This window comes from Spiroplasma endosymbiont of Megaselia nigra (assembly GCF_003987485.1).
GTDB lineage: Bacteria > Bacillota_I > Bacilli_A > Mycoplasmatales > Mycoplasmataceae > Spiroplasma.
This window is the reverse complement of the sequence record NZ_RCOO01000105.1, coordinates 1-3,972: the sequence shown is the minus strand read 5'-3', so window position 1 is coordinate 3,972 and position 3,972 is coordinate 1. Positions and strand designations below refer to the sequence as shown.

The 3,972-nt window shown below is 23.0% G+C and carries 6 protein-coding genes; 3 read left to right on the top strand and 3 right to left on the bottom strand.

Translation table 4 applies throughout. The features are described 5' to 3' along the window. A partial coding sequence (locus D9R21_RS07185; RefSeq protein WP_158613898.1) for a hypothetical protein occupies positions 1-1,387 on the top strand: 1,387 nt, incomplete at its 5' end. A 29-nt stretch (positions 1,388-1,416) separates the two neighbouring features. Here the strand turns inward: D9R21_RS07185 and D9R21_RS04820 are convergent. Further along, complete coding sequence (locus D9R21_RS04820) at positions 1,417-1,908, bottom strand: lipoprotein (RefSeq protein WP_126821323.1); 492 nt, start codon at positions 1,906-1,908, stop codon at positions 1,417-1,419. 182 nt (positions 1,909-2,090) lie between these two features. Continuing rightward, positions 2,091-2,462, bottom strand: a complete 372-nt coding sequence (locus D9R21_RS04815) for a hypothetical protein (RefSeq protein WP_126821322.1) — start codon at positions 2,460-2,462, stop codon at positions 2,091-2,093. Between the two features lie 355 nt (positions 2,463-2,817). On the opposite strand from D9R21_RS04815, the gene D9R21_RS04810 reads away from it, so the two are divergent. After that, positions 2,818-3,084, top strand: a complete 267-nt coding sequence (locus D9R21_RS04810; protein WP_126821321.1) for a hypothetical protein — start codon at positions 2,818-2,820, stop codon at positions 3,082-3,084. 1 nt (position 3,085) lies between these two features. Here D9R21_RS04810 and D9R21_RS04805 read toward each other — a convergent pair whose 3' ends face one another. Then, the gene (locus D9R21_RS04805; RefSeq protein WP_126821320.1) at positions 3,086-3,319 is read right to left on the bottom strand and encodes a hypothetical protein; all 234 of its coding nucleotides are present in this window, start codon (positions 3,317-3,319) and stop codon (positions 3,086-3,088) included. A gap of 185 nt (positions 3,320-3,504) precedes the next feature. Here D9R21_RS04805 and D9R21_RS04800 point away from each other — a divergent pair, with 185 nt between their 5' ends. Beyond that, entirely contained in the window at positions 3,505-3,966 is a 462-nt protein-coding gene (locus D9R21_RS04800; protein WP_126821319.1) for a hypothetical protein, read from the top strand. Positions 3,967-3,972: the final 6 nt, after the last annotated feature.

The window sequence follows — 3,972 nt, the reverse complement described above, 5'->3', positions numbered from 1 at the left end:
TTATTTACCATTTGAAATATTTAGAGAACAAGGTAATGATAAAGTTGGTGCTATCTTTGGAGCAAATGCAACTAGTTTAGGTTTTACAACTTTATTAACCGATAAATTAAAAGGTACAGTTTTAACTAAAAATGGAAAACCAACAAGTGAATTAATTTATTCAACTTATAATTTAAAACAATTAAATGAAAAAACTAACCGAGTTTATTTAATTAATGAACAAACCAGAGCAATTGATGCTCAAACACCAGTTAGTGATAGTGAAAAAGATAATGATTGCAAATTCTTACAAACACCCGATGGTACAAATTGTAGTTATATAATTGATATGTTTTCAATTCAAGCATTATATAAAGGTAATTTTGAAATTATCTTTTATGCTGATAACCCATATACAAATAATGAAGAAGATTATTTAAGATTATCAGTATGAAGTTTCAGAGGTAAAACAAAAAGTGTATTAAATAATTATTTACGCGATATGACAACTAATTATAAAACTAGTTTCTTATTACCACATGACTATGAAATACCAACATTTAATTATCCACAATATGTATTACCACCAGCACCATATAACTATAAACCATATACTATTGATATTATGCCTTCTGATGTAGTACTACCATTAAAAACTAAAATTACAGCACCAGCACAATGTAAAAATAAAAAAAGTACAGATTATTATATTAATTTATTTTCTGATAACTTTGATGATGCTTATTATGAGATGGAAATTGACTTGAAACAAATTGACCCAACAATTCAAAGTATAGAAAAATTTATTAGTTCTTATAAAACAATAGAAATAAGTAATCTAGGTAATTTACAAGTTGAATGTGGACAACCAGATATAGAGAATTTTATTCCTAATAGAAATATTAATTTAACCGGAGGTAGCAATGGATGCACAGATAATTTAGGTTTATTAGATGAAATGATTTTAATACAAACTGGAGCATCACAAACTGATAAAGTTAATTTTAATAATACAATAACTTTATATAATAAAAATATAAAAGTAAATGATATTGAAACAAAATATGCTACTGGTGTTGCTAATGGCTTATCCGGTAATTCTTATATAAATAAATATGAAATTCAAAAAAATAATTGGCAATATTTATTTGGATTGCAAATAACAAAATGATTTGATAATCTTAATGAAAAAATTAAAGAAACATATTTACAGGCATATTATACTAATGAGGTAAAATTAAAAATTAGATTTTCAAAAGTATTATTTGTTCAGTTAATATTAAAAAATTCTGTTATTAATTATTTTGGAAATAATGGAAATATAACAATAAATGTTTATAACCCAAATATTTTAGGTATTAGAAATAAAAGCGATAATCCAGTCAAAATTACAATTAAACCAAATTAAAAAGAAAAAGAGATGTAAAATCTCTTTTTTTATTCTCCTTTAATTTTTATATTACCATATTTATCAATATCTAAATTAGGTAATTTTTGTTCTTCACCATTTCAACGATAAACTGATTTAAAATGAGTTCCATCATCATTTTCTAATAAAATTCTATCTGTAACTGAATTAGAAATTTGCAGTCTACCTCTAAATTTACCTAAATTTGGATAATTATCCATTACTATTGATATTGAAATATTATTATTGTTAAATTTATTAATTCTTCAATCATTACTTTTATAATTACGCCACACAACATAATATCACTTATTATCAATTTCATTAAATCAAAATTCTTGTGGTGCTATTCATTCTAAATTATCTCTAATAGTTTGATTTTTCGTATCTATTTTATTCTTTTCTTTAATTTCTTTTAATTCTTCGGGTGTATATTCTTGTGGTGTATTACAAGAGACTAAACTTGTTGTACTTGTTCCTATTAAAGTTATTGTTCCTAAAATGCCTAATATTTTTTTCATTATATTATTTTTTCTTTCTATATTTTATTTAAAATTTCTTTAATTTTGTAGAAAAATTTTGATATTTTATTTGTTTATAAAATTTAGTGTAAAACTAACATGTTACTTTTTATTTTCTATATTGTTGTTATTTTAATAAAAAATAGAAATAAGGATAATTTTATTTCTACTTTTTATTTATTTTAATTATCAATTTGATCAGTTGCAACTTGACAAGCCACGGCAGTACCAGCTGCCGCTGTGCCACCGGAAACAATACCACCTATTGCACCACAAGCAGCAACAGTAGTATATTTTATAACTACTTTAAGAAATTTATTATAACCTTCTGGGTCTTTCTCACCTCCGCAGTATAACCCGCCAAGCGCTCCAGATCAAGCGTTGGCAACGCATTCTCTTTTACTTCTTTTTAAATTTTCTAAATTATTTGTTTGTGAATAACTAATTTCACTATTTAATTTTTCTTCTTTTTGATAAGGACTAGCGGCAATTGTTGTTGGGACAGCACTTCCACTAATTGTTAATATACTTAATAAACTAAGTAATTTTTTCATACTTGTTTTTCTCCTTTTCTTAATCTTGAAACTTTTTATCAAGATCTATTAAAATTATATATATATATATATATATATGAAAGCTATTTTAAAAATTGTATCTTGTTTAATAATGCTTATTACGCGTTTTAAGGGCTAAATTAGCAATAAAATATATTAAGTTTAGATTTTTTGTTGTGTGTATTACATAAGGTATTGTATTGGTAAAATATTATGATATTATTAATTTAGTTAAATAAAAAAGAGAATGACCCCCATCATTCTTGCTTTACATTATATATCAATAAAAAATTATTACAAGTAAGAATGATAAGGTTTTTACCTCTTTTATTAATTTAATCAAAGGGATGAAAAAATGATTTTTAAAACAAATAATTTAATATTATCAATTGATAGCAATAATTTTGAGATTAAAAAATTTAAAGAGTATGGTAGTTTTTTAATTAAACTTATTGACTTAAAAACACAAAATGATTATATATTGGGTGTATGAGATAATTTAGAAGACCAAGAAAAATGTTTTAATGATGTTTTTGATTCAATTTCAAAATTTAATAATAAAATTAAAGAAGAAAAAGAATTAATTATAAAATTGGAACAAAATAAAAGAGATATAAATTAATTTATTTCTCTTTTTTATATTCTTGTAAAAAATTAATAGCATCTTCAATATCAAATGTATCTATTTCTATTTTTAATTTTTTAACATCTAATTTATCTTTATTAAGGCTTATTATACAATCATCTTTTCTATATGGGAAATATTCTTCTAAATAATATTTATTATTTTCAATATCTAATAAATCTGGATTTTTTTCTTTTTCAATAATCATTCTTTTGTTATTTTTAATATTCATTTTATTACCTCACTTTATTTTTATTATAACGCTTTTATATTATTTGTTTAGTATTTGTATACAAAATATATTGCATTTGTGAACTATTGGTATATAATTAAAAGCATAGGTTTAATCTTTTTCCGTAAAAAAGAGTTACGCTGACTTGTTAATCGGACAAGGATAAAAAAAGAGGAGTTTATAAAATGGCACTTACAAAAGAACAATTAATCGAACAAGGTTTAAGTGAAGAGATTGCGGAAAATATCTTAAATCAGTTTAATAATGAAGCAAAGCAAATTAGAGAAAGTGTGCAAAAACGCGAAGATGTTATATCAAAAGAAGACTTTATTAAATTATCTAATGAATTAGATGAATTAAAAGCATTTAAAGATGTTCCATCTACTAAAATTGAAGATATTAAAACTAATTTAAATAAAGTTAGTGGTAGTTCTTTAACTGAAAAAATGCAAACTTTAAAAGAATTAAAACCTGATTTGTTTGTTGAAGAACAATCATCAATTTCACCAACTAATTTTATTAAAGATATGATTGAAAAATCAACTGAAAATAAGAATGATGAAATTGAAACTATTAAAGAAAAAGGAGCATATACTCCTGATGAAATTAAAAAATTAACTGATTATACACTTAAAAACCTTAGATAATAAGGG